This window comes from Bacillus sp. SH7-1 (genome assembly GCF_008042405.1).
In the GTDB taxonomy this organism is placed as follows: Bacteria; Bacillota; Bacilli; order Bacillales; family Bacillaceae_G; genus Bacillus_A; species Bacillus_A thuringiensis_N.
Window position 1 is genome coordinate 14786 of the sequence record NZ_QNUD01000026.1, and the last position, 23985, is coordinate 38770.

Genomic DNA, 23985 nt, shown 5'->3' on the forward strand with positions numbered 1-23985 from the left:
TATCTTACATAATAAAATCAATGAAATTGCGAGGAATTTTGAAATGAAAAAAGGTATTAACCGTGTTGTATTAGTAGGAACAGGAGCAGTTGGATGTAGTTATGCTTACTGCATGATTAACCAAGCTGTAGCTGAAGAATTTGTTTTAGTTGATGTAAACGAGGCAAAAGCTGAAGGAGAAGCAATGGATTTAAGTCATGCTGTTCCATTTGCTCCAGCTCCAACTAGAGTATGGAAAGGCAGCTACGAAGATTGTAAAGATGCTGATCTTGTAGTCATTACGGCTGGATTACCACAAAAACCAGGCGAAACACGTTTAGATTTAGTTGAGAAAAACGCGAAAATCTTCAAACAAATCGTTCGTAGCATTATGGATAGCGGATTTGATGGTATTTTCTTAATCGCAACTAACCCTGTCGATATTTTAACTTACGTAACTTGGAAAGAATCTGGTTTACCAAAAGAACGCGTAATTGGTTCTGGTACAACACTTGATTCTGCTCGTTTCCGCTATATGTTAGGTGAGTACTTCAATATTGGTCCACACAACATTCATGCTTATATAATCGGTGAACATGGTGATACGGAACTTCCTGTTTGGAGTCACGTATCAGTTGGTATTCAAAAACTACAAACGCTTCTTGATAAAGACAACACATACACACAAGAAGATTTAGACAAAATCTTCATAAACGTTCGTGATGCAGCTTACCATATTATTGAGCGAAAAGGCGCAACTTACTATGGTATTGGTATGTCACTTCTACGTGTTACTAAGGCAATTTTAAACGACGAAAATAGTGTATTAACTGTTTCAGCATATTTAGAAGGTCAATACGGTCAAAAAGATGTGTATATCGGTGTACCTGCTGTATTAAATCGCGGCGGTGTTCGTGAAATTTTAGAAGTAGAATTAAGCGAAGAAGAAGAATTAAAATTCGATCACTCTGTTCAAGTGCTGAAAGAAACAATGGCTCCAGTTCTTTAATATGAATAATAAAAAGCAATCCAATTTATTTTGGATTGCTTTTTTTGTTTATGTTCTATTTTTTAATCGATTCCTCATTATTCACATCAAGTACATCTAAGAAAAAGATGAAGATTGGTATCCCGATAATAAGCCCCCAGATTCCAAGGAAATGTTCTGAAAAGATGAGAATCATAAATGTATAAAAGATTGGTAAATTCGTTTTCGCAGACATAAACTTCGGGTTTAAAAAATAACTTTCAAGAGCATGAATTACTGTGATGAACACAAGTATGTATAAAACGTACATAACTCCGCCTACATTATATGCAATAATACTAAGTGGAAACAAGGAAATGATTACCCCGGCAACAGGAATTAATCCAAGTAAGAAAATCATGACAGCTAATACGAGAAGCTGCGGAAATCCTAAAACAATTAATGCAATGACAGTAAGAATACAATTTACAACTGCAATTAAAAACTGTGCTTCTATTACTTTACCGAATGATCTTGCAAACCTTTCGCCAAAATATGCAATCTCCTCATAAAAAATTTTCAACTTACTATCTTTAAATTTAGAGGTAAATGTAATAATACGCTCTTTTTCTAATAAGAAAAATAAGCTTAATATGAGAGACAATAATATTTGTAAACTTACCTTCCCTATATTTGCTATTGATTGATATATAACATCTACACCTTGTTCAATATATTTTGATACTTCCATCCCATTAATAGTCGAAAGTGCATATTTAATGATTTCATTATCAGGTGGGTTTTGAAAAAATAGCTTAAATTGATAAATCAATTGAGAAATTTGTATCGTTAGCACAGGTAAATATTTATATAATGTTGTGCCGATAAAAGTAACTAATATTATATACAAACATGCGATAACAATTTTCCGATCCACTTTCAATTTTTTTGATATAAAACGTTGAAAACGATCCATTAGAAATGTCAGTATAAACGTAATTAGTATTAAATTGATCATACTCTTTAATCCATATAATACAAGCGCCACTATTATTAAAACGAGAAACCGTTGGAACCCTCTACTTCGAAAAAAATTTTTCACTTCATTCATTAAGATTTAACCTCCCCCTTCAATGGATGGAAATTGAATATATTACATTTTATGAACTTCTATAGACAATCTTTCTTACTAATTGAGAAGAATCCTTTTTTTCTTTTTATATTGTTAGATTCTCTTTATATTAGCCCTCTAACTTATTTCATTTACCCTTTTACAGTTTTGGTGATTTTCTATTTTTAGACTGCTTCTCATACGCATATCCAATATTGAACAGTTCCTTTTCACCGAATTGCTTCCCGACAAACACTACACCTACTGGCTCTCCGTTATTATCATATCCTGCTGACACCGCTAATTCTGGATAGCCAGCTACAGCTGATAGGAGAACTTCTTCGTTGTTAATCATAACTAAAGCATCCAAACCTTTTTCTACTAAATATCTATCTAGCTCTTTTCTTGCATTTTCTTGACTCGATTGCACTATTTTTTCAAACTCATCTTTCGTTATAGCTGATTTTTCAGATCCCTCAATTAATGTTTGTCCATATTTTATTCGTCTATTACTATCCTTTTTATTAAACGCTATAATCTCTTCTAACGATTTTACTGGTACATTTTTGTGCTGTGAAAAATAGTCGTTTACATTATGCTTGAACTCATATTCTAATGTTTGCAAATTATCTACACCCTCAGCACTTAACTGGATATTATCAGTTAATATCGCACCTGCATCTTGAAGGTCTTTTCTAATTTTTTCTGCTACTGCTTTTCTATTTTCATCTTGTTGGTCTACAGAAAAAAGAAGCCCTATCTTTTTCCCTTTTAATCCATCTATTGATAAACCCTTTGTATAATCAATTCGCTCTTGATCTTTCATTTTTTCTGTCATAACATCTTTTTCATCATAACCTATCATTGCATTAAATAAAGTTGCTGCATCTTTTACTGTTCTTGCCATAGGTCCTGCTGTATCAAGAGTTTCAGCTAACGGAATAATTCCTGTTCTACTTACCATACCTAAAGATGGACGTAAACCAACTACTGATTGCTGCGCCGCTGGTGCAACAATCGATCCCGTCGTTTCTGTTCCAATTGCAAGCGGTGCAAAATCTGCCGCAACTACTGTAGCAGATCCTGAACTTGATCCTGAAGTATCAAATATGACCGGACCGTACGGATTTAAATTTTGTCCTTTCTTCCCACTATATCCACTTGGCATTGTAAAAGATAAATAGTTCGCCCACTCAGACATATTCGCTTTTCCTAAAACAAATGCTCCTTCTTCTTTCAACTTTTTCACAATCGTCGCATCCTCATCTGCAATCCAATCTTTTAACACATACGTTCCTGCACTAGTCGGCATCACTTTTTCCGTCTGTACATTATCTTTTACAACGACAGGAATACCATATAAATTCGAATTTTTGTTTCTACCTCGCTCTTGATCTAACTTTCTTGCTTCTTCCATCGCATTAGGATTTATCTCTGTAACAGAATTTAATGTTATTCCATTTTGATCATGTTCTTGTATTCTAAAGAGATAGATACTCGTTAATTCTTCATATGACAACTTTCCATCATCAATCATTTTTTGAAGCTCATCTACAGTCGCATTTACGACTTCTTTTTCTTTTATCTTTACATTTTCTATATTGATTCCTTTAAGCTGATTATGTATCGGTTGTAGCACTCTTTCTTTATCATATACAATACGCTCAGGTTCCTTTGGAAAATAATTTTTATACACGTAATATCCGCCGGCACACGCTAATAAGACAATGCCTCCAGCGATAGACAGCGTTCCCTTTACCCATTTCTTCATGTTGCTTCCTCCACTCTATAAGGTGCTTCGTTATACGAAAAAGAGAGTTACTTTTTACTTAACTCTCTCCAATCGAAATGCCAAATAAAAAAATGAAAGATTTCAATCTAATTACTTCTTTTTTTGCATTTGCTTCGCTAACATTCCTTTCACTTGATTATACGTTAACCCTGAATTTTTATTTAAACGCTTTACTTCCTCAACATCAGTACCTACCACTGTATATTTTTTCTCATCATTCATTTTTCTAATTCCCTTCTCACCGGATTATTTCTTATATTTCTTCCCTAAATGCGCATAAATTAACACCACTACCAAAAAGGAAGCTGTTTTTAAGCACAGCTTCCTTCTCGTTACATATTGTATTTCTTAATAAAATTTCACTACATCTTCAGTAGGTAAGAACGTTCTTTCTGCTGGTTGTTCGTTTGGTTCACCAAATGGCATTTGACCTACTAAGCTCCACTCTGCTGGAATGTTCCAAGTTTCTTTCACTTCAGCATCTACGATTGGATTGTAATGTTGTAATGATGCACCAATTCCTTCAGCTGATAATAACATCCATACAGTATGTTGTAACATTGCATTTCCTTGATGAGACCAGAATGGGAACTGATCTTTATATAATGGTGCATTTTCTTGCATTTTTTCTACTGTTGCTTGATCTTCAAAGAATAACACAGTCCCAACACCTGCATGGAAACCTTTTAATCTTTCTACAGTCGCTTCAAAGTTTTCTGCTGGTACGCGGGCTCTTAGTGTCTCTTTCACAATATCCCAAAACTTTTCATGCTCTCCGTCCATTAATACAACCATACGGCCACTTTGCATATTAAAAGATGTTGGCGCGTGTAAAGCTGTTTTTAAAACCTCTTCAATTCTTTCTTTCGTAATCGCATCGTTTTTTGTTACTTTACGAATAGAACGACGGTTCACGATTGCTTCTTTTAAATTTGTTGTAGTTGCTGACATTTTCATTCCTCCAAATATTTGTTTTATAATTTATTTTGTTATTTCATAACAAGCGAATTAGCAATATCCATCTGTATTACATTGCATGCCTTCAAATGAATTTTTTTTATCCTTTTCAATTTCTTTATCAATGACTCTTTGTAATGTTTCTTTACTAGCAAGACCTTGAATGACTTCATCTCCAATCATGACAGTCGGAACAGCCATAATATTCGCTTCATCATATGCCTGCTGAATTGCTTCTTGATGCTTTTCTTTATATTTACGATTTACTAAAGCATCTTTAAATTCAGCTTCAGGAAGTCCTACTTCTACTGCTAATTTTGTTAACACATCAATATCTTCAATGTTTTGCTCTTCTTGGAAAAACGCGGTGAATACGCGATGGTGGTATTCATTTCCAAGCCCATATTCTTTCGCAAATTGACACCCTTCAAAAGCTAAATGGGTATATGGATGCGGAGAAACACGTGGTAAACGCATATCGATTCCTAACTTCTTCGCAGTTGGAAGAATGAATGCATCCCATGAACCTAATTTTTCTGGCTCATTCCATGGATCAATTTTTGAATATGGACTTGGACGTAATTCAAATGGCATCCATTCAATTTCTACATCTTTCTCTTTCGCTACTTCATCTAATGGACCTTTTGCTAAAAAACAAAACGGACATATAAAATCTGAGTATACTTTCATTTTTACAGTCATAACTTTCACACCTTACTTTCATAGTTGTAATCAAATCAGTTACATTAATGTTAAAAAAATATAAATATGATTTAAGCATTCATTTTTTCTTGCAAAGTTTCAAACAACTGCCCCATCGTAATATTTCTTAAAACTTCTTCCATCGCAGATTGTGCTTGTATTAATATAATTTCTAATACCGCTTGAATATTTGCTCCAATTGGACAATCTGGATTCGGTTGCTCGTGAATATGAAATAGCTTGTCTTCTTCCACTACATTCACTGCATGATACACATCTAACAATGTGATTTCATGTAAATCCTTTAATAATCCCGCACCACCTGGACCGCGATTTACATATACAAAACCCGCTTGTTTCAAGTACGACATAATTTTGCGAATGACTACTGGATTTGTGTTTACACTTTCAGCCATATAGTCTGAAGTACAAAGTGAAGATGGATTGTTTTTTATAATAGATAAAATATGAACAGCTATAGAAAAGCGGCTACTAATTTTCATCTTGATCACCACCTCGATGTAATCATTATAGTTACAACGAAAAGATAAGTCAATCCTTTTCATAGATTTTTTATAAGCAAATTAAAAAGTGTCCCATTATGATATATGAGACACCTCTTTTTATTCTGCAAATAGTACTTGAAATTCCTCAATAAATAGCTGCACAGCTATTGAAGAATCCTTTAATGAAGGAACAGCTAAAGCAATTTCTCTCCATACTTGTGGTTCCAATTCTCTTGTTTGCACATTTTCGGGTAAATTCGTTAAAGATAATTCAGCTAATATTGCAATGCCTAATCCTTCTTGAATCATATTTAAAGCTGTAGTAACTGTCGAAATTACATACTCAGCCCGAAGTGGTACGTTGGCTTGTTTAAACATATCGATAATGGGTGGTTCATATCCGCCCTTACATAATATGATCGGTTCATTCTCTAAATCACTAATTGTAATAGCATCCTTCTTACAAAGAGGATGATCCTCTCTTAAGATAACAACCATTTTCCCCTTCGTTAATGGGACAATCTCCATATCTTTATTAGGCAAAATAACAATTCCTATATCAACAACTCTCGATACTAACCAATCTTCAACTTCTTTAATTGTTCCTTCACAAAGAACGACTTCTAAGTTCGGATACTTCTCCTTAAAAAGGTTTATCATTTTCGGTAAGAAATGTGCAGAAGCACTCGGAAAACTCCCAATTCGAATCGTCCCAACTTCGTGGCCTTTCTCCATCGCAACTTCTTGTTCAATCTTCTCAACACCGTTCAAAATTTCTCTAATATGTACAAGAATTCTATTTCCAACATCGGTAACGATTAGCCCTTTTCGTTTATCCCGTATAAGAATCGTAACTCCTAATTCTAACTCAATACTTGAAATCGCATGGCTAACCGCTGGCTGCGTCATATTTAAAACTCTGGCAGCCTTCGTAAAACTACCTAACTCAACAGTTTTTATTAACACTTGAAGTTGTGTAATGGTCATAACTAATCACTTATACTCCTCATAAAAAAGATTCATTTTATTTATCACAGCCGATATCATATCATAATGAAATGAATAACATCAAGGAGGTCTTACAGTGGCACAGCTTTCTCGAACTAAGACGGCCATAATCCTTACCTTCCTCGTTTTTATGTGGGGAATCAATTGGCCTTTATCTAAGTTTGCCCTGCATTATACACCACCCGTTTTATTTGCAGGCATTCGAACTTTAATTGGAGGATTCATTTTACTCCTTTTCGCTCTACCAAAATATAAAGAATTACATTTAAAAGAAACTTGGCATTTATACGTTATTTCTTCTTTACTTAACATCATTATATTTTACGGGTTACAAACTGTTGGTCTTCAATATATGCCTGCTGGTCTATTTTCCGCCATCGTATTTCTACAACCTGTTTTACTTGGTATTTTCTCGTGGATATGGCTTGAAGAATCAATGTACGGTTTAAAAATTTTCGGGCTTGTACTCGGATTTATTGGTGTAGGAGTTATTAGCTCTAGTAGTTTAACTGGACATATTTCTGTCATTGGAATCCTTCTTGCATTAGGATGTGCTATTGGCTGGGCACTTGGAACAGTATTTATTAAGAAAACTGGTCACCGTGTGAATGCCATTTGGATGGTAACACTTCAGCTTCTTATCGGCGGTCTTTGTTTAGTCGGATTTGGCTCAGAATTTGAAAGTTGGTCTAGTATCGCTTGGAGTATGCCATTTGTTAGTGTACTACTATTTATTTCATTCTTTGTTATTGCAATGGGGTGGCTTGCATACTTCACACTCGTTGGAGCTGGTGAAGCAAGTAAAGTTGGGGCTTATACATTTCTCATTCCTCTAATCGCTATAATTGTAAGTTCAATTTTCTTACATGAGGCCATTACTATTAGCTTATTCATCGGACTATTATTTATTGTAGTGAGTATTTGTTTCGTAAATATAAAGCCGAAAACACTTGCTGTAGGGCAGCGAGTTGAAGTGAAATAAATAAACATAAGAAAGAGCCTACTGTTTGTAGGCTCTTTCTTATCATTTCATGAGTAAAGTCACTTAGAATTTTAACAAATGAAAATTTTTTATTGTATGATGATAATTAAGTAGTAAAAATATTATCTCTAGTACAGATGAGTGGATTTACAATTCCAATTATAAGGGGGGAGTTATATGGTTTTACACTATAAAGAATTTGGAGATACAAGTTCTCCACTTATGGTTTTTATTCATGGGGGCGGAGTCAGTGGATGGATGTGGGACAAACAAATTAATCATTTTACTAACTTTCACTGCCTTGTTCCTGATTTACCTGATCAAGGAAAAAACAGAAATAAAGATCATTTCTCAATACATTTTAGTGCTAAAAAAATCATTGAACTAATTGAAGAAAAAGGACAAGGTAAAACTATTATAGCAATTGGGTTTTCATTAGGTGCTCAAGTGTTAATTGCGATGCTTAGCATGAAACCTGACTTAATCCAATATGCTATGATAAACAGTGCCTTAGTCAAACCCATTCCTTTTGCTAGCACATTTATAAAATCTATTGCGCTAACCTACCCTCTTATAAAGAGTAGGACGTTTTCGAAAATACAAGCCAAATCAATGTATATAGATAAAGAATACTTTGACCACTATTATCATGACAGTTGTCAAATAAGTAAAAATACCTTCATAAGGATGCTAGAAGAAAACATGTCGTTTACAATACCAAAAAACTTTGAGAATGCTAATAGTAATATATTAGTAACTGTTGGAGAAAACGAAAAAAGAATCATGAAAGACTCGTTGACTGAAATCCTTGAAAGTAATCCCAATTGCACAGGTGTTATTATTTCTAAAATCGGTCATGGAATTTCTTTAGCGGACCCTAAGTTATTTAATACTTTAATTGAAAACTGGCTAGAACATGATTCCTTGCCGGAAGACATAATGACCATCAATTGATTTCCACGTATCAATAAATTTTGTTATATAGTGACCACAACAATGTTGCTATCCTCATTTTACTAATCCCTAAAACTATTAAAAAAGGTCTCATTACTTTCAATGAGACCTTTCAATGTTACTTATTTTTTACGACGTACTACAAAAACACACGTACCTACCGACGATACAATCGCCAAAATAGATAAAACAATCGCTATCAATTGCATATTACTAGTACCTTCATTCTTTTCTACACTAGACACTTCACCATGTTCTCCTGTTAATGACGTACCTTTTACAATTGTAGTAAGTGAATGCGGTTTTTCAGCTTTTTCATCGCCTGTCCATTCAACAATTTCTCCGTCTTTATATTGTTGATATGCATCCCAAGCTATTTTTTGTTCTTTATCCGGATTTTTAGCGACGAAAGTAAATCGCTGGAACTGACCAGGTGAAATTCCTTCTCCTGTTGCTTCCCATACTACAGTTTTCACTTTTCCGGCATTATCTTTTTGCTCTCCCACTTTCCATCCTGGCACTGGTTCATACTGTTGGAATTCCACACCCGACGGTATTTTCAGTGTAACTTTTGTTGTTGCTATATTCTTTTCAACTGGTACTTTTATCGTGTAAGTCTCCCAAGAACCAATGTCAGAAGTTGCTGGCTTCACAGTTACGTGCGCACTAACAGGTAACGAAAAAATACCCATTGCAATTACTGTTGCTATCATTGTTGTTCCTAATTTTTTTATACGTTTCATTTTCTATTAGCTCCTTTTCATACATAACTTCTTTTTATCTGCCACCGACAATAAATTTAAAATCTGTATCGAAGCTATCAAGCGATTTCGTTAATCCATGTACTTGTATATTCCAGTTGCCTGTCATGTTAATATACATACCTTCTGCTTCATATTCTCCCGGTGAAACTGCCGAAACTTTAAATGATCCTTTTCCCATATTCATATCTAACGATTGAGTCGTTAGTGTAATTTGCTCCATATCAGTAACAGGTTGGCCATTCTCATCCTTCACAGTAATATGAAATGTATTCTGTCCTACCTTATTAGGACTCACATTTAGCGTAAGTTCATATCCATTATCTACTTGTTTACTCTCTGTAAAAGGTCCAGTAGGAGGCATCGGCGGTGTTTGTACGTTTGTCATAAAAGCTACGATTACGAAAATGATAAATCCAATGATAAACTCTACTTTCACCGTAGCGCCTAACCCTTGCTCCGCTCTCATTTTCCCTTTCACATAATGAACAATTCCCAATATCCCCATGAAAATGAATAAAAGTATCTTTGCTAATAAAGCTAATCCATACTTTGTATCAAATAACGAGTGGATTGTTGGAATAAAAAATGTACTGTTAAAAAGACCTGTTATTAAAATCACGATGACAGCACCTGTTGCCCACGGTGAAAAACGCTTAATCATATCCCAATACATATTCCACTTGTTATCCTCTTTACGTAAAAGAAGAATAATAGATGATAAACCACCAATCCATAATGAAGCCGCGAATAAATGTAGAAAATCCATAACGACAGCAATATCTTTAAACTTTAAACCATATGCGTGACTATTAAAGGCTTTCATAACAAGTATCCCGATAAACAATAGCAATGGAATGCTCCATACTTTAAACGACGAAAGCTTCTCACGCTTCATCGCAACATACGAAGCGATTATAAGCACACTTATAAGAGCCATTTGAGTAATCCATACATAACCAAAAACAGAAAGCTGTAACGTTTCTTTTAATAATAAAGGATTGAATGCTTCTAGCCATGAAACATCAGCATTTATTTTCGCTTGCAGTGGTAGATTGAATAATAAACTAATGAATATACCAATTAATGAAATCCATATTATTTTTTTACTTCTTAATTGAACTTCTATTACGTTCCCTTTATACATAATAAGATTAAAGAATAGAACTCCTATAAATAGTGAGAAACTTGTATATAAAATTCCACGTTCCATAATCATATCAATTTGCGGGACATACCCCATCTCTTCTACTTGTATATCATCTGCTCCCGCTTCCGCTAATCCAACCCGGAACGGGATAACTCCTTGAATTGGATGTCCATCAGCTGAAATCACTTTCCATTGAATAGAGTAAAGACCATTTTTGAGATTGTCTTTTAATCCAGCTTCTAATAGCTTTTTATTTTTTTTATCAATATGAGCATCTTTTAAATCGACCCTTTTACCTGATGTATCTCTCACGTACAATGTATTAAAACTTGAAACTTGTATGTCCTCATCGAATTCGATTTTTACAACAGATGGTGCTTTCTTCAATGTTTCATTTTCAGTAGGGTTTGATTTCACAACGTACGCATGAGCAGATGCACTTTTCGGTATCAATATGATAAGCACACTCGCAAGTAATAGCCATGCCCCTAACCTTCTCATTACTTTCACAATCATTTCACTTCTTTCTTCCTCATCGCTATACTTTTATTACAGCTACTTCCAAATTCAATCCCTTGGCGAAATATTAACTTGATTAAATATAAACTTCTATACAGTATAACTCTTTATTTCTCTCTCACCTCTAAACTTCTAATACAATAGTAACTACCTTCATAGATACTACTTACATTTTTAAAGTCGATTGTTATTATATCATAAAATATATTTACGTAAGTTCCTGAAGAAGAAAAGTTATCGTGAATCATTTGTGAAGAAAGTGTGAAATACAAAGTAAAGACTTTAATCCTCCCCACACAAGTTAATCTCCGGACTAACTCCCTCGGCGTTCAACCTATTTTAAGATTGGAGTCTTACTGTACACGCATAGCAGAATAAATAAAAAAGTATTACGTTATTACGTAATACTTTTCCAGATAATTATAATACTCAATAATCGTTCACATGGATATGATAAATCAATCTTTTAACAGACTTATCATGAATTGTATGCTCTAACGTTAAAATAAATCGTTCTTCACATTTGTTGTGTTTCAACACAACCTTTCTTTTTTAAAATTCATTTTCTTTTTTAGAGTTTACTTCAATTATTTTTAACAACTGTTTTACTCTTTTATCATATGTATGTTCAATTAGTGTTTTTCTAAATCCCTCCATAGCAATTTTCTTTCTTTGTAATGGATTCGCTAAATATCTTTCTGCTTTCTCTATAAAATCAACCGATGAAGTAAAGGTCTCGATTTGCACCCCTGGAATATAACACTTTTCCAAATCTGAACGAATATCCGTCATTTGAAAAGCGCCTGTACTAGCTATTTCGAATGTACGATTATTAATGGAACAAGCATTTATTTTTACTCTATTTATATTAAATGTTACATCCTCTATCGATCGATGTATATTAATATTAATTTTACTTTTTCTATAATACTCCAAACTATTTTTATAAACCAAGAATGGTAAAAGTATAATCTTATCCTTCAATAACTCATAACTTTTTAGCTTATCCCAATTACAACCTATAATTAGAGTATTTTTAGTCGATAAATACTCAGCAATTGAATCGATAAACTCAAGTCGATTATCAAATGCTGTGCCTATGAAACTAATATCAAATATGTAATCCTCTTCCTTAAGTATCGGCGTATATAAAGAAGGTTCTGCTGCTAAAGGTAAATAATATACATTATCACAGCCTAAACCTTTGTAAAAATCAATACATCCTGTATCTTGTGTAAAAACATAATCATAATCATCCACTAATTTTTTCGTCACATCTGTAAAGTACGGATCATCTGTAAGCCAAAGTGCAGTCTTAAAGTTATATTGTTTTAATTCTTGAATCCCTTTACTGATCCCTTCTTCAAAACCGTGAAAGACAATGATAAGAGCTGGTTTTATCTTCAAAGCTGTTTTCACCATGTTTTCGTATGTTACCATCGTTACATTACCAACTGCCTTTTTCAAACTATTAAATATAGACTCCTCTAGCACCGGAAAATATACAGTAACACTAGATTTTACAAATAATACGTTAAAATTTTCTGCACTATATGAAATCGTCACAAATAGCCACGCTCCAATACATGAAATTAACTATTTATACTGTCTAAAAATATATAGTTGCTTACAAACCGCGCTTTTTTCTTCACATACCTTTATGCAAAATGAGGCTTTTTTACCCAATAGCCTGCTTTAATTTTTATTCACTCCTATATAGGAAAGCTTCATATCATATATATTCAACTTGTCGAAATACTTTCATCAAAACATTGAAAAAAAACATAAAGTGAATCTTGAATAAGTGTTTTTTGTTCATCTTCACAAATAGCAGGATAAATAAAAAGGTGTCACTTAGTACATAACACCTTTTTTAAAGCTTCTTTTATTTTTCTTCCGGATAATCACAATACTCTATGATTGTTCCCTCTGTATCCGCTGGGTTAAGGTAGATTAATCTTCTGCCGTGTTTATTAATTCGAAGTGTATGCTCTAACGTTCGAATTCCTTGTTCTTTTAATTCTTCTAAAGCTATATCTAAATCATCTACACGATACGCAACGTGATGTACACCTTTACCTTTTTGTTTTATAAATCGGGCAATTGGTGAAGTAGTGTTATTTGTCGGCGCAAGCAATTCAATTCTATCTCCATCCACTTCAAGAATGGCTACTTCACTTTCAACACCAGGTGCTTCACTTACATAACGATCTATTAATGTTCCTAACAAAACCTTTTCATAAAAACGTATCGTACTATCTATATCTCGAACTGCGATGCCTATATGATCAATTGTTTTTTTCATTTTATATCCCCTACTACTTTATTTTCTTTCATTATTAATAGTAACAAAAAAAGCTATAGAAACAAGTTCTATAACTTTTTTATTTAACCTATTTTCTTATTCGTATTTGCTGCTGGTTGAATTTGATTTTTTGGTTTTAAAACGCTAATGCCATATCCGATAAATCCACCAATAATCGCTGGGAAGATCCAGCCTAATCCTACTTCCTGCATCGGAAGGAATTTAGTGAACACTTGGCTTACTACTTCAATGTTAACTCCAGCTGCACTTAATCCATCGAATAAGCTGATAATAAATGTTACAGTTAAGCTCACTTGATAAACTTCAGCTCTTCCTTTGAATAATGAATGGAAGAATGTTAAGAAAATCAATACGATTGCAAGTGGATAAATTGCTGTTAATACTGGAACAGAAACTGCAATTAATTGCGTTAATCCTACATTTGCAACAATTGCACTAAATACACATAGCGTGACTGCAATTGCTTTGTACGGAACATTTGGGAATAACTTATGGAAGAATGAAGAACACGCTGATACAAGTCCTACACTAGTTGTTAAACAAGCTACTGTAATCATTAATCCTAATAATACTCCACCATATGATCCAAAATAGTAGTTAGAAACTTTCGCTAATACTTCTCCGCCGTTCTCTAAATGTCCAAGCTTTGCAACGCTTGAAGCACCCATATAAGAAAGAGCTGTATAGATAATTGCTAAAATAGATGCTGCAATGATTGTCGCTTTTGCACAAACGACCATAATTTGTGTTTTCGTTTTCGCACCTTTTTCTTTAATTGCATTAATGATGATGATTCCGAATACGAATGATGCAAGCGTGTCCATCGTTAAGTATCCTTCTTGGAATCCTTTAAAGAATGCGTGTGATGTATAAGCTTCAACTGGTGCTTGCATTTCTCCAATCGGGTGAATAAAAGCAACGATTACTAAAATACCGATGAATGTTAATTTAATTGGCGTTAAGATTTTTCCAACAATATCGACAATTTTCGCGGGATTTAGCGAAAAAAAACAAGTGATACTAAAGAATATAATTGTGAAAAGAATTAAAGGTGTAGAACCTACTCCCTCTGGCATAAACGGCTTAAGACCAATTTCATAAGATACATTTCCTGTTCTCGGTATTGCAAATAACGGACCGATCGCTAAGTATAAAACTGTTGTAAACACAATCCCGAACACTGGGTGAGCACGACTTGCTAATGACTGTAAATCATCTTTACCCGAAAAACCAAATGCTAGTACACCTAGTAATGGTAATCCAACACCTGTTACTAAAAATCCAGCGTTAGCAATCCATACATTTTCTCCTGCCGATTGACCAAGCATTGCCGGGAAAATTAAATTTCCTGCTCCAAAAAATAGTGCAAATAACATTAATCCAATAACTACTATGAACGAAAACGGTACTTTATTCGCCATAATATAACCCCCATTCAAATTTCCTTATCTCATTTTCCAATTTTAACTAATTGAATTTTCTGAATATTTAATTTGAGTATCAACTATTCTTGAACTCATTATAGTTTGCTATATAATATTTTGCAATACTATTTTCAAACTTTTCTTTTATTTTATAAATATACATTTTTTAACATGAAAAATAGACTAAAAAACCAACATGGTCATCCATGTTGGTTTTTCCATTTTACTATCAATTAATTAAAATTTTGCCGCTACTTTCTTAACGTTCTCTAGACCTTCTTCAACAATTTGTTGTGAGCGATCTGGATATTGGTTGTGCCCTTCAATTACAACAGTCTCTGGATTTGTAATTCCCCAGAATCCAAGTACAGTTGTTACGTAATTAACTGCCATTTCCATAGGAGCCATTTGTTCTGAAGAGTAATCTGAACCACGAGCACCTAACACAACTACTTTCTTACCACCAGCTAAACCTTCTGGGCCATTAGCTGTATATTTAAACGTTTTTCCAGCTTGAGATAAGTATGAAATATATGTGATTAATGGTGCTGGTACTGTAAAGTTCCATAGTGGGAACGCGAATACAACTTTATCAGCTTCTAAAAACTGATTTAAATATTGATCTACTGTAGCAACAGCCTTCTCTTCTTCAGCTGTTAACTCCATACCTTGACTACGTTTGTATCCACCTGAAATAGCGATATTTCCGTAATAAGGAAGATCTAATGCAAATAAATCTAACTCTGTAATTTCTGTATTCGGATTAGCTTCTTTATAAGTACTTACAAATGTTTCATACATTTTTGAACTAATTGCTTGCTCCGCTGGACGATCGTTTGCTTTTACAAATAATACTTTTGACTTTGTTTTATTCCCCTCTACTTTTGTATTTTCTTCTTTTTTACCAAATAACGAGCTAAATAATCCCATTTTCTTCACCTAAACTTTCTTATCATATTCATTATTCATCATCATAAAAATTCTTATTCTAATAAAAAGTTCCAATTGATACCTTAAGTAAAGTTAATTAAAACTTTTTGTTATTTAATTACCTTATGTAAGTGATTGTAATATATCTACTTACTTTAGTCAAGTAACTTTAAATAAAAATAATATCTCGGATTAAAAACATTAACTAAAACTCAATTGAACACCAAATACCTCTATATTACTTGTATAATAAACTTAGAAAGGAAAATTCATATTTAGAAAGGTTTTACTCATGAGCACTATAGAAAAGATTCAAACTTTTATTATTCTTTTTGCTGTTACATGCGGCATCATACTCGGGCAATTTAATTTCATACATATGTATTCAGAGCAATTTATTGTCCCCTTCTTATTTTTCATGCTTTATGGATTATTCCTCAGCATCCCATTGAAAGAAATAAAAAATGGATTTCGCAACTTAAAATTTGCTGGAACAAGTCTTACTATTAACTTCTTATGGACACCTTTACTCGCTTGGGGGTTAGGAGCACTATTTCTTTCAGATCACCCAGCACTTTGGGTTGGATTTATCATGTTAATGGTTACTCCATGTACAGATTGGTACTTAATCTTTACTGAAATAGCGAAAGGTAATGTAGCACTTTCTACAGCGATTTTACCGGTAAATTTAATTTTGCAAGTACTACTACTTCCCATTTATTTATTTTTATTCGCTGGTGTTATGAAGACTGTAGCGGTTTCTGTTTTAGTAGAAAGTATTGTTATCGTAATCGTCTTACCATTTTTACTTGCACACGCTACAAAATTCATTATGAATAAACTGAAAAAAGCTGAAACGCTCGAGAATAAACTCATTCCGTTTTTCAGCTCTGCCCAAATTGTATTTTTAAGTTTAGCAATCGTAGCGATGTTTGCATCACAAGGTAAATATTTACTACAAAATATGAATGTTGTTTTATTATTACTCGTTCCTGTTCTATTGTTCTTCATCATTAATTTTGTACTAGGACAATTTATAGGACGCATTATGCGTTTATCTTATAAAGATACAGTAAGTCTAAATTTAACAACGTTAGCAAGAAACTCGCCTGTTGCACTCGCTATTGCTGTAACAGCTTTTCCAGACGAACCTCTTATTGCACTTGCACTCGTTATTGGACCGTTGATTGAACTACCAGTACTAGCTTGTGTGTCACAGGTGTTGTTGCTTATTAAGAAAAAACAGCAATATACATAATAAAAAACGTCCTGTTATGGGACGTTTTTTATTGTCAAGAAATTTTAGGATGAACGATAATTATCGACTCTAAGGATTTTATACGTTATAGAAGATTAACTTGTCGTTACATTAACAAAGCCTTCCTAATTAAAAATTATCGGAAACGTAAATATAACGAAAGCTGCCCAAAGTCCGTAGATTGGCAAATACTTCGTAACGGCATCTTGGATAGCTGTTGGTCCTGATTTGTTTTGCAAGAAACGCATATAGGAAAACATAATCCAAATTAAATTTGCCCAGATCAGTATGTTTACCCCTAAAACAGCAAGTCTATTAGGTGTAATCCCATAAGAAGAAAGTCTGAATACGATAGCTGACAAAGCTACAGTATCAATAATAAGCGCAAGAACAATTAAGGCAAAATTTATATAATCTGAAATGTTCTTTTTCTCGTCCGAGTCACTCTCAACGATAGAAAATATGGTAACAGCCAATACGCCAAGGAGTATTCCGTTGAAGGCCATTAAGAAATTGCGGTCCAAGAAAGGATTTTTCCCGACCCATATAACCGTTATAAGATAGATTAGCAACGTAATCAGGACGAGAGGACTAAAAATTTTAGATATGTATGGTGTAATATTTTTAGCAAGTTTAAGATTCATTGATACCAAATATGCAGCCACAATAGCAAGAGCAGCAGCACCAAATAAAACAACATTACTAAAATAGAATTCTCCTATATCTAAGTCCACAAAGATAAATAGCCGCATAGTCAATACAGCTAGAATCATTCCGCTAACTGCCATGCTGGCGTAGAGAAGTGCATATTCCAAATTAAATTTAATATAAGCTAATCTTGTACTACCTTTTGAATATTCATTTCCCGTAAACGCAAGCCCTACCAAGACCCATAAGAATATAGGAAGATGTAAATACACAAGGATAATACTGTCTTTATAATTTAATGGCAACGTATTAAGATATATCCCGGAAACTAGGAACAACGCTATAAGGGAATATATAATACTTTTTTTCGGCGTATTATTGTAAACAAAATAAGCGACAATAAAGGGAATTACACCAAAAGCTAGGTTAATTGGAGCAATTGCTTCTTGTTCGACAAAGTAGAAAATGATTCTGGTGCTTATCCCGGCCAGAATAGCTAACATGCCCATGAATAAGAAACCTTTTTGAAACAACGACTTTTTTTCCGTATTTGCCGTCTCCTTGAAATGTAACCTTTCATACCAAGCACCTAGAACCTGAGAATCAGGGTTTTGAGCCCATGCTTGTGAGAATGATTTTTTAAAAGCTTTCGGGTCTTTTCTATACATCTTCTCCAACTCATGAGGGTTGTCAATATTTTTAATAATCAAATTGTGATTGTTCATCGTTTTACCTCCTCTAATAAAAAAACAGCGTTGTTACCTTTTCTATCAAAAGCTCCTCACTAATTTAGTACGATATTGATTCTAATACATCATTTATTGTTTTACAATAAATAATTATCAATTATAAAGAATATTTTATTGTATATTTTATTTTTAATAAAACTAAAAAGTACTCCTTATTCAAAAAACACCCTATAGAATAGACTTTTTTAAGCGTCTATTCTATAGGGTACAATTTAATTATCATATTGTTTTATTTGTTGAAACAACTTAATTCTCAAACACAAAATTAATCTTATTATCTTTCCACTCTAACTTCGCATCAAACGTTTTCTCACCTTTTTTAAAACCTTTAATTAAATCGGTCTTTTCACCTTTTAAGAGCTTTGTCATATTCTTTTGCGAAATTGTTTTACTTAATATCTTCTTCGAGATGGTGAAATCACATTGTGTCGTGTTGTAATTAGAACAACCATAAAACGTTGATTTATCAATTACATCACCATCACATTTTTTACAACTACCAACCTTTTTACCCGTTGTAAATTTCGATCCTTTTCGCTCAATCGATTCAACATGTAATCCGGTGAAATCCCACTTCTCAGACATTTCAACAGCATCTTCAATAATTTTAGCTGATAGCTTTTTCGTCTGTTCCATAAATGTAGCTGGTGAAGCCGTGCCTTCACCAATTTCCGCAAGGCGCTGCTCCCATTTTGCTGTCATTTCTGGTGAAGCTAGTATTTTGTCACCGATCGCTGTAATTAATACTTTTCCTTTATCAGTCGCATACACTTGGTTTTTCGTCACATCTATATATTTACGGTCTTTTAGCATCGTAATAATTCCTGCACGAGTCGCTTCCGTACCTAAACCTTCTGTTTTCTTTAATACTTTCTCTAGCTCTTCATTCTCTAAATACTTACCTGCCGTTTTCATTAACGTAATTAGTTGTCCTTCTGTATAACGCTTCGGTGGTTGTGTTTTTCCTTCTTTCACTTTCACCTTTACAACTTTTCCTTCTTCACCTTCAGCTACAATCGGAAGAATGGTTTCGTCATCTTTATCGTCTTGGAAAATAACTTTACGCCACCCTTCTTGAATTTGCTGTTTTCCTTTTGAAATGAATTCAGCACGCTCATCTACAAGCGTTACAATCGTTGTATAGTCAAAGATTGCAACTTCATAGTGAGCTGCAATAAGTCTTCTTACGATCATATCGTAAATTTTCTTTTCATCACCTGATAATCTACTTGGGTTTGTAACTTGCTCTGTCGGAATAATCGCATAGTGATCTGTTACTTTCTTTTCATTTACATAACGCTTATTATTCATAATCGATTCAACTGGAGCCGGTAATAAACCTTTATATTCATCAAACTGACTTAACTTCTGTAAAATATCAGGGAACGTCGCTGCTTCTCCTTGTGTAACATAGTTAGAATCTGAACGTGGATAAGAAACAATCCCTTTTTGATAGAGTGCTTGCGTTATATCAAGCGTCTTTTTCGGTGAAAACTTAAAGGCTTTATTTGCCGTTGCTTGCAGTGATGATAAGTTAAATAAAAGCGGCGGCTGAAACTCTTTACGCTCCGTTTTCATTTCCTTCACAACAGCCGGTTTCCCTTGGCAAAATGCCGCAATTTTATTCGCCATATCAGGGTCTTTTAAGCGGGATTCATTATCCTTTTCCCATTTTCCGTCATATTTCTTTCCTTCTATATTAAAGGTTGCAAACACTTCCCAGAAAGGCTCTGACTTAAAGTTTTCAATTTCTTTCTCTCGCTTTACAATCAATGCTAACGTTGGTGTTTGGACACGACCAGCAGAAAATACATCATTCATTCCTTTTTTCTTTAACAAAATACTAAAGACACGCGATGCATTCATACCAACGACCCAATCCGCACATGACCTTGTATATGCCTCATAGTACGTATTGATTGTATCTGATTCATCAAGCAAGTTTTTAAATCCTTGATAAATAGCTTGCTTCGTTAAAGACGAAATCCAAAGACGCTTCATCGGCTTTTGTACGTTACAAAGATTAATAATATTTCGTACGATTAATTCCCCTTCACGACCAGCATCGCCCGCATGAATAATTTCTGTTACCTGAGGATTATGTAACAGCTGTTTCACAACGTTAAACTGTTTATACTTCGACTTTGTTACTTCAAATTGAAATCGCTCTGGAATCATCGGTAACGTATTAAGTGACCATTTTTTCCACTCTGCGTGATAATGCTCTGGATTACATAACTGCGTCAAATGACCAATTGCCCATGTACAGTACGCTCCATTTGGAAATAACTCATTTGCTTCTACTTCTAAATATCCATCTTTCCGGCGATATTTAAATTGTGAAACAAGAGCCAAACCTTGATCTGGTTTCTCGGCAATAATTAATTTCATTTTATAACTCCCTATCTGTATTCCAGTGTTACTTTCGTTGTCTATATGTTTAGAAGCGATGATAAAACAACAATCTTATTTATCATTCGCGGGTTAATCCCCAAATGGGATAACTATAATATTATACGCTTATTCTTTATTGCTTCACAATAGAAACTCATCATATAACAATTTCTTTCACATGCTCACAAATAAAAAAAGACGCTCAAAAAAATCAAGCGCCTACTTACTTACATTTATGAAATTGTGCAGATAATATGCAGATATAAATAAGCATAAGTACTCTCCATATGAACATATGATGAAGTGAACGATAGGACAGGGAGGTATCATGATGTTTGCTTATACATTAACTGCCTTAACACTTTGTTGTATCTCGATTCTTATTACATCATATATTTCTAAACGTAACGGTACCCTAATGGAGTATATGGTATTTATTATGTCTTTTAGTATGAGTACGGGTTTAAGTATCGGGTTTTATTTAGGTATTCTTTTTAAAGGTGAATTACTATATTCTACTTTGCTTGCGATTTTGATTAGTAGTTGTATTGGTTTTTTAGTCGGTCTACGGTTTCACCTATTTACTGCTTTAGAAGGCATGTTCTCTGGATTAATGGCAAGTATGATGGGAGCTATGATTACAGAAATGTTAAACGCTCAACAAGCACATAGTATACTGTTTATTAGCCTTTTACTTACTATAACAATAACTATGTCATGTATGATTCAGTTTTTATCAGAAAATTTTTCTGCTGTTATTCAGCGACGTTTTCCATTATTACTCTCAATTGGTGTAGTAATTATCCTGACTATATTTGTAACGTTCCCAGAGCATATCCCGCCAACCTCTTCCACAGAAGAACAACATAAACATTAGCAAATATAATCGATTCCCTCTACTATTTCATCATAGTAGAGGGAATCGATTTCATTATTTTATTTCTTAACAGATGAAAATAAAAAACACTTTGAATCGTTAGGCCAAAACTTCTAAATCTATGAACTTCTCTTTGCTTGAGAAGATATACAATTCCATGTTGAAATAATAAATTTTCAATTAACCAATATATATTTTTGGATCTATAGCATTGCTCTTCTGTGCATTCCATTCACCTTTATGGATTTCAAAATGTAAGTGCTGTCCTTCAGATTGTCCTGTATTCCCCATTATGCCAAGTTGTTGTCCTTGCTTCACTTTTTGACCAGCAGTAACAGAACGACTCTTTAAATGAGCATATACAGTCGTATAGGTTTGTCCGTTAATATTGTGAGAAATAAACACAACATTACCATAGCTTGTAGAATAATAAGAGCGAGTGACTACACCTTCTGCGGCGGCAACAACCGGCACTATTCCTGAAGCAGCAATATCTAATCCGTGATGCATTTGCCCACCACGTTTCTCAAATCTAGAAGTATATCTTCCTACAGCTGGTTGAATAAAGTCATTTGTTTTATTTACCTCTTGGGATTGTCGCTGCTCCTCTGCATCAGTCTCACTTGTTTTTGATAGAAATTTACTTGATACATAACCGTTTTTACCGTTGTAATTAATTTTCCCCCAGCCATTTTGTTCAAATAGAACCTGTACTTTTATTCCTTTTGATAATCCACCGATTACACCATGATTTGTACCTGCGCCGCTCCTTACATTTAATAATCTTACGTTAACATAGTAGTCGCCAACTTTTGCTCCAGCAGATGGATTACTAATTTCAGGTATTGATGGTGTACCTCCTTTAACGAAATTTACATATTCACTACTTACATAACCAGTTCTTCCATTATGCTTAATTTTCAACCAGCCATTTTCAACGCCAGTTACTTGTAATGTTTGTCCGTTTAATACACCACCAATTACACTATGGTAAATAGCAGGACCTGTACGCACACGTAAAGAAGTAGCGTCTACAATGTATGTACCGTCAGCTTGAACCGTAACATTATTTTGTTGTTCATTTGTTTGGTTTGCATTTGCATTAGAGCTACTCTTTGAAATGTAATCTTTACTAATATAAGCAGTTTGTCCACTATAGTTAATTTTGACCCAATCTTGCACTTCACCAGTTACTTGAACAACTTGTCCTTTATGTATAGAGCCTAAAATCGTATGGGAAGTACTTGGACCTATACGCACGCGGAGGGAGGATACATTAACCTTGTAATTGCCACTCGCTACTTGAACTTTTCCATTGTTATTGTCGCTTCCATTTGAACTACCGTCTATTACAAATTGACTGCTTACATAACCTACTTTTCCATTATGATTAATTTTCAGCCAACCATTTTCTTCTCCAATAACTTGTAAAGCTTTCCCTTCATACACGCGCCCCATTATTGCACTAGACGTATTTGGCTGTGTGCGAACACGTAATACATTAGCAGTTACAGTTTTACTACTACTCATGCTTACATTTGTCTTCGCTGATACAATATTTTCCGAAACGAATTCACTACTTACATAGCCAGTTTTTCCTTTATGATTAATTTTCAGCCAACTGTTTTCTTCTCCAATAACTTGTAAAACTTCTCCTTCATACACGCGTCCCATTATTGCACTAGACGTATTTGGTTGTGTGCGAACACGTAGAGCATTTGTATTTACTGTTACTTGATTTTCATATTTTACTACACCAGTAGGTTGCTCATGCTTCGTGTCTTTTGGTATAATAATATTTTTCGCTTGAGCAGTACTAATAAATACACTTCCTGTAACAGAAGCTACTGCTACACTAGCTAAAATCTTTTTCATAATTATAAAACACCTTCCTATAAACACATTCAAGTATCATTATGTTTTTATATTAACTTCCATTTCTTTTCGTTCTAACTATTTAGCAAAAGTATCCTTTTATTATCCATATGGAA

General features: G+C 33.9%; 21 protein-coding genes. 5 read left to right on the forward strand and 16 right to left on the reverse strand.

What is annotated here, in order from left to right; all coding sequences use genetic code 11:
* The first annotated feature begins 43 nt into the window (after positions 1-43).
* Positions 44-988: an L-lactate dehydrogenase gene (locus DN390_RS20255; RefSeq protein WP_016088332.1), complete on the forward strand. Its 945-nt coding sequence runs from the start codon at positions 44-46 to the stop codon at positions 986-988.
* A gap of 55 nt (positions 989-1043) precedes the next feature.
* Here DN390_RS20255 and DN390_RS20260 read toward each other — a convergent pair whose 3' ends face one another.
* The 7 genes from DN390_RS20260 to DN390_RS20285 form a co-directional block, all read right to left on the reverse strand.
* Positions 1044-2057: an AI-2E family transporter gene (locus tag DN390_RS20260; protein ID WP_147808240.1), complete on the reverse strand. Its 1014-nt coding sequence runs from the start codon at positions 2055-2057 to the stop codon at positions 1044-1046.
* A gap of 160 nt (positions 2058-2217) precedes the next feature.
* Positions 2218-3828, reverse strand: a complete 1611-nt coding sequence (locus tag DN390_RS20265; protein WP_147808241.1) for an amidase family protein — start codon at positions 3826-3828, stop codon at positions 2218-2220.
* A gap of 111 nt (positions 3829-3939) precedes the next feature.
* The gene (locus DN390_RS31240) at positions 3940-4071 is read right to left on the reverse strand and encodes a hypothetical protein (protein ID WP_255444085.1); all 132 of its coding nucleotides are present in this window, start codon (positions 4069-4071) and stop codon (positions 3940-3942) included.
* Positions 4072-4197: 126 nt separating this feature from the next.
* On the reverse strand, positions 4198-4800 hold the full coding sequence (locus DN390_RS20270) for a nitroreductase family protein (protein ID WP_001277021.1): 603 nt from the start codon (positions 4798-4800) through the stop codon (positions 4198-4200).
* Between the two features lie 57 nt (positions 4801-4857).
* Complete coding sequence (locus tag DN390_RS20275) at positions 4858-5508, reverse strand: DsbA family oxidoreductase (protein WP_147808242.1); 651 nt, start codon at positions 5506-5508, stop codon at positions 4858-4860.
* 71 nt (positions 5509-5579) lie between these two features.
* Positions 5580-6011, reverse strand: a complete 432-nt coding sequence (locus DN390_RS20280; protein WP_147808243.1) for an Rrf2 family transcriptional regulator — start codon at positions 6009-6011, stop codon at positions 5580-5582.
* Positions 6012-6131: 120 nt separating this feature from the next.
* A complete protein-coding gene (locus tag DN390_RS20285) occupies positions 6132-7001 on the reverse strand; it encodes a LysR family transcriptional regulator (protein WP_060630456.1) in 870 nt (289 codons plus the stop codon).
* A 97-nt stretch (positions 7002-7098) separates the two neighbouring features.
* Here DN390_RS20285 and DN390_RS20290 point away from each other — a divergent pair, with 97 nt between their 5' ends.
* Together DN390_RS20290 and DN390_RS20295 are read left to right on the forward strand one after the other, a co-directional pair.
* Entirely contained in the window at positions 7099-8004 is a 906-nt protein-coding gene (locus DN390_RS20290) for a DMT family transporter (RefSeq protein ID WP_060630455.1), read from the forward strand.
* Positions 8005-8181: 177 nt separating this feature from the next.
* Positions 8182-8958: an alpha/beta fold hydrolase gene (locus DN390_RS20295; RefSeq protein WP_147808244.1), complete on the forward strand. Its 777-nt coding sequence runs from the start codon at positions 8182-8184 to the stop codon at positions 8956-8958.
* A gap of 122 nt (positions 8959-9080) precedes the next feature.
* Here the strand turns inward: DN390_RS20295 and DN390_RS20300 are convergent, their stop codons facing one another.
* The 6 genes from DN390_RS20300 to DN390_RS20330 all read right to left on the reverse strand — a co-directional run bounded on the left by DN390_RS20300 (position 9081) and on the right by DN390_RS20330 (position 16068).
* Positions 9081-9701, reverse strand: coding sequence for a YcnI family copper-binding membrane protein (locus DN390_RS20300; protein ID WP_060630453.1), 621 nt, complete (start codon positions 9699-9701; stop codon positions 9081-9083).
* A gap of 34 nt (positions 9702-9735) precedes the next feature.
* Positions 9736-11385, reverse strand: coding sequence for a copper resistance CopC/CopD family protein (locus DN390_RS20305; RefSeq protein ID WP_147808245.1), 1650 nt, complete (start codon positions 11383-11385; stop codon positions 9736-9738).
* Between the two features lie 555 nt (positions 11386-11940).
* Positions 11941-12954 (reverse strand): CgeB family protein, encoded by a 1014-nt coding sequence (locus DN390_RS20315; protein ID WP_147808246.1) that lies wholly within the window; start codon positions 12952-12954, stop codon positions 11941-11943.
* Positions 12955-13273: 319 nt separating this feature from the next.
* On the reverse strand, positions 13274-13693 hold the full coding sequence (locus DN390_RS20320; RefSeq protein WP_060630450.1) for a VOC family protein: 420 nt from the start codon (positions 13691-13693) through the stop codon (positions 13274-13276).
* A gap of 83 nt (positions 13694-13776) precedes the next feature.
* Complete coding sequence (brnQ, locus tag DN390_RS20325; protein WP_060630448.1) at positions 13777-15135, reverse strand: branched-chain amino acid transport system II carrier protein; 1359 nt, start codon at positions 15133-15135, stop codon at positions 13777-13779.
* Positions 15136-15375: 240 nt separating this feature from the next.
* Positions 15376-16068: an FMN-dependent NADH-azoreductase gene (locus DN390_RS20330; protein WP_147808247.1), complete on the reverse strand. Its 693-nt coding sequence runs from the start codon at positions 16066-16068 to the stop codon at positions 15376-15378.
* Positions 16069-16360: 292 nt separating this feature from the next.
* On the opposite strand from DN390_RS20330, the gene DN390_RS20335 reads away from it, so the two are divergent.
* Entirely contained in the window at positions 16361-17326 is a 966-nt protein-coding gene (locus tag DN390_RS20335) for an arsenic resistance protein (protein ID WP_147808248.1), read from the forward strand.
* Positions 17327-17451: 125 nt separating this feature from the next.
* On the opposite strand, the gene DN390_RS20340 is transcribed toward DN390_RS20335, so the two are convergent.
* Positions 17452-18699 carry a DUF4153 domain-containing protein gene (locus DN390_RS20340; protein ID WP_098952113.1) on the reverse strand — a complete coding sequence of 416 codons (1248 nt, stop codon included), beginning with the start codon at positions 18697-18699 and terminating at the stop codon, positions 17452-17454.
* A 270-nt stretch (positions 18700-18969) separates the two neighbouring features.
* Positions 18970-21114 (reverse strand): DNA topoisomerase III, encoded by a 2145-nt coding sequence (topB, locus tag DN390_RS20345; RefSeq protein WP_147808249.1) that lies wholly within the window; start codon positions 21112-21114, stop codon positions 18970-18972.
* 334 nt (positions 21115-21448) lie between these two features.
* On the opposite strand from topB, the gene DN390_RS20350 reads away from it, so the two are divergent.
* The gene (locus tag DN390_RS20350; protein WP_046959121.1) at positions 21449-21994 is read left to right on the forward strand and encodes a hypothetical protein; all 546 of its coding nucleotides are present in this window, start codon (positions 21449-21451) and stop codon (positions 21992-21994) included.
* 180 nt (positions 21995-22174) lie between these two features.
* Here DN390_RS20350 and DN390_RS20355 read toward each other — a convergent pair whose 3' ends face one another.
* The gene (locus DN390_RS20355; protein ID WP_147808250.1) at positions 22175-23869 is read right to left on the reverse strand and encodes an SH3 domain-containing protein; all 1695 of its coding nucleotides are present in this window, start codon (positions 23867-23869) and stop codon (positions 22175-22177) included.
* Positions 23870-23985 lie beyond the last annotated feature (116 nt).

Bases quoted from the DNA above. Each gene is read 5' to 3' on its own strand.
- DN390_RS20255 (WP_016088332.1), top strand. From the start codon at position 44: ATGAAAAAAGGTATTAACCGTGTTGTATTAGTAGGAACAGGAGCAGTT.
- DN390_RS20260 (WP_147808240.1), bottom strand. From the start codon at position 2,057: ATGAATGAAGTGAAAAATTTTTTTCGAAGTAGAGGGTTCCAACGGTTT.
- DN390_RS20265 (WP_147808241.1), bottom strand. From the start codon at position 3,828: ATGAAGAAATGGGTAAAGGGAACGCTGTCTATCGCTGGAGGCATTGTC.
- DN390_RS31240 (WP_255444085.1), bottom strand. From the start codon at position 4,071: ATGAATGATGAGAAAAAATATACAGTGGTAGGTACTGATGTTGAGGAA.
- DN390_RS20270 (WP_001277021.1), bottom strand. From the start codon at position 4,800: ATGTCAGCAACTACAACAAATTTAAAAGAAGCAATCGTGAACCGTCGT.
- DN390_RS20275 (WP_147808242.1), bottom strand. From the start codon at position 5,508: ATGACTGTAAAAATGAAAGTATACTCAGATTTTATATGTCCGTTTTGT.
- DN390_RS20280 (WP_147808243.1), bottom strand. From the start codon at position 6,011: ATGAAAATTAGTAGCCGCTTTTCTATAGCTGTTCATATTTTATCTATT.
- DN390_RS20285 (WP_060630456.1), bottom strand. From the start codon at position 7,001: ATGACCATTACACAACTTCAAGTGTTAATAAAAACTGTTGAGTTAGGT.
- DN390_RS20295 (WP_147808244.1), top strand. From the start codon at position 8,182: ATGGTTTTACACTATAAAGAATTTGGAGATACAAGTTCTCCACTTATG.
- DN390_RS20300 (WP_060630453.1), bottom strand. From the start codon at position 9,701: ATGAAACGTATAAAAAAATTAGGAACAACAATGATAGCAACAGTAATT.
- DN390_RS20305 (WP_147808245.1), bottom strand. From the start codon at position 11,385: ATGATTGTGAAAGTAATGAGAAGGTTAGGGGCATGGCTATTACTTGCG.
- DN390_RS20320 (WP_060630450.1), bottom strand. From the start codon at position 13,693: ATGAAAAAAACAATTGATCATATAGGCATCGCAGTTCGAGATATAGAT.
- brnQ (WP_060630448.1), bottom strand. From the start codon at position 15,135: ATGGCGAATAAAGTACCGTTTTCGTTCATAGTAGTTATTGGATTAATG.
- DN390_RS20330 (WP_147808247.1), bottom strand. From the start codon at position 16,068: ATGGGATTATTTAGCTCGTTATTTGGTAAAAAAGAAGAAAATACAAAA.
- DN390_RS20335 (WP_147808248.1), top strand. From the start codon at position 16,361: ATGAGCACTATAGAAAAGATTCAAACTTTTATTATTCTTTTTGCTGTT.
- DN390_RS20340 (WP_098952113.1), bottom strand. From the start codon at position 18,699: ATGAACAATCACAATTTGATTATTAAAAATATTGACAACCCTCATGAG.
- topB (WP_147808249.1), bottom strand. From the start codon at position 21,114: ATGAAATTAATTATTGCCGAGAAACCAGATCAAGGTTTGGCTCTTGTT.
- DN390_RS20350 (WP_046959121.1), top strand. From the start codon at position 21,449: ATGTTTGCTTATACATTAACTGCCTTAACACTTTGTTGTATCTCGATT.
- DN390_RS20355 (WP_147808250.1), bottom strand. From the start codon at position 23,869: ATGAAAAAGATTTTAGCTAGTGTAGCAGTAGCTTCTGTTACAGGAAGT.